Source organism: Microbacterium sp. (assembly GCF_035554235.1).
Lineage (GTDB): Bacteria > Actinomycetota > Actinomycetes > Actinomycetales > Microbacteriaceae > Microbacterium.
On sequence record NZ_DATMIO010000043.1, the window covers coordinates 1 to 2417 of the forward strand.

Sequence of the window (2417 nt, forward strand, 5' to 3'; positions counted from 1 at the left end):
AACCGGTCGTGGAGCTCCTCCTCGGGGAGCGCACCCAGCGGGGCGTCGTTCTCGGTGAGGAAGAAGTACGCCTCGGCGTCGGAGATGGGAATCACACCCGCGTTGTGCACAGGTCCGGCGAAGGTATGCAACGTGGTCAGCCACGCAGGCCGCGGGACGACGGCCCGCCATACCATCTGACTCGTGTACTCGGGCGTGACCGTGATTCCGATGGCCTCCCTCGTCTGGGACCGGAATCCGTCTGCGCCGATGACCAGATCGGCATTGATCATCGTGCCGTCGGTGAGCGCAAGTTCGACACCGTCGCCATCCTGGCGCAGCCCGGCCAAGGTCGTGCCGGGGCGAAGAACGATGCCGCGACGAGACGCGGCATCGAGGAGGATGCGCTGGAACGCCGGACGGGAGATGCCGACCTGCGCGGGGCCCTCGCCGAGCAGCGTGGGCAGCGGGATCACATTCAGCACCTCGCCGCGATAGTTGCAGTTCGAGATCGCCGCGACGCCATAGCCGGTCGCGAGGCAGTCATCGACCACGCCGATGGTGTCGAGCGCCCGGAGGCAGGGGCCCGTGAGGCTGAGGCCCCAGCCGCTGGTCGCCCATTCGGCGGCGATCTCGAGCACCGTGACACGATGTCCGGCATCCGCCAGCGCCGATGCGGCGGACAGTCCCGCGATCCCGCCGCCGATGATGGCGATGTCGTAAGCGGCGTGCGTTTCCATAGATGAAGACCCCTTCGTCGAACGTGCGAGTCGAAGCTACGTTTCGCGGGGAGCGACGTGAAAGCCGGAAACGGAATGCTCAGGCCGATTCGAGCAGGCCGAATCGATGCGGGGGGCGGATGAAGACTTCTCGAAGCGGATAGGCACAGCCGCGTGATCAGCATTGACTGGCTCGTGGCCGCGGACGGCCAGGCACTTCGTTCAAGGGAGCACATTGATGGCCGACGATTACAACCCCTTCTCCGCTGATATCGCACCCGGAGACTGGACGACGAAGGTTCGGCGGGTGGTGACCGGGGTCAACGCGGACGGCCGCTCCGTCGTGGTGATGGATGACGTCTGTCCGCACGCTCGAGTGGCCAATGGCACGCCCGGCTACGTGGCGACGAATATCTGGCGAACGGACGAGTCACCCGCGGACAACCGGGCTCCGCTCGTCGATCCGTACGCGACTGACAAGCCGCTGTCGGTCGGTCCGACGCCGAACGGATCCGTTTTCCGGGTGCTGGAGCTGCCACCGGACGCCGACTGGCGATTCGACGCGGACGGCAACGAGGTCAAGCCGATGGCCTATCACACAACGGCATCCATCGACTACGCCATCGTGCTGCGCGGCGAAGTGTGGGCGATCCTGGACGAGGCCGAAACGCTCCTGCACCAGGGCGATGTGCTCGTCCAGCGCGGCACCGCGCACGCGTGGGCGAACCGGTCGAGCGAATCCTGCGTCGTGGCTTTCGTGCTCATCGGCGGCAACCTGCCGTGAGCCAGAAGGGGCGCGGGGCGACCGGCGATTCGAGGATGGACGATCTGAGCCGCCTCGACCTGAATCTGCTGGCGACTCTCGACGCCATCCTCACGGAGGCCAGTGTCAGCCGGGCCGCGGAGCGTCTCCGCCTGAGTGCGCCGACGGTCAGTGGCAACCTTTCGCGCCTTCGAGCGCACTTCGGGGATGCGTTGCTGGCACGGTCGGGAAACTCCTACCATCTGACCCCCCTTGCCCGACGCCTCGCGACCGTGGTCCCCGCTGTGGTCGATGCGACCCTGCGGGTCTTCGCGGCCGAGCCGGCGTTCGATCCAGCTTCGTCAACCCGGAGCTTCGTTCTTGCGGGAACCGACTATTCGTATGCGGTGATCGGCGCGGGCGTGGAACGGCGTGCGCGGCGGGAAGCCCCGAGGGTCCAGTTCGCCTTCGTCCAGCACCTGGTCGGAAACGATGACTTTCTGGGCCTGCGCTCCATCGACGGCATGATCCTGCCTCACGGCCTGACCACGGAGAACATCCCGCACCTCGACATCTACGAGGATCGGTGGGTCGCTCTGGTTTCGGCCGACTCCGACGCAGCCCGTGATGGACTCGGCCTCGATGACCTCAGGACTCTCCCGTGGGTCGCGACATACCGGTCGCGGGACGCGCAGACACCCATCGGCCGGCAGCTGCAGACCATGGGCATCGTTCCCTCGATCGAGTGCGTAGTGGAGAGCTTCCTCGCCGTCCCGTATTTCATCGCGGGCACAGACCGCGTCGCCATCGTGCAGCAGCAGCTCGCGAACCGCCTCACGGTGGCGGGTGACGTGGCGGTGTTGCCACTCCCCTTCGAGGCCCTGCCCATCGTCGGCGCATTGTGGTGGCATCCCATGCACACCGAGGATCCCGGGCATGAGTGGATGCGTTCGCACTTCGCGCAGCAGTCGCACCTG

3 protein-coding genes are annotated in these 2417 nt (G+C 66.5%); 2 read left to right on the top strand and 1 reads right to left on the bottom strand.

What is annotated here, in order from left to right; genetic code table 11:
- A partial coding sequence (locus VNT50_RS02100; protein WP_325483453.1) for an FAD-dependent oxidoreductase occupies nt 1-719 on the bottom strand: 719 nt, incomplete at its 3' end.
- 217 nt (nt 720-936) lie between these two features.
- On the opposite strand from VNT50_RS02100, the gene VNT50_RS02105 reads away from it, so the two are divergent.
- The gene (locus VNT50_RS02105) at nt 937-1482 is read left to right on the top strand and encodes a cupin domain-containing protein (protein ID WP_325483454.1); all 546 of its coding nucleotides are present in this window, start codon (nt 937-939) and stop codon (nt 1480-1482) included.
- A gap of 35 nt (nt 1483-1517) precedes the next feature.
- A partial coding sequence (locus tag VNT50_RS02110; protein ID WP_325483455.1) for a LysR family transcriptional regulator occupies nt 1518-2417 on the top strand: 900 nt, incomplete at its 3' end.

Excerpts from the sequence above, each read along its gene's own strand:
- VNT50_RS02105 (WP_325483454.1), top strand. The coding sequence starts at position 937 with ATGGCCGACGATTACAACCCCTTCTCCGCTGATATCGCACCCGGAGAC.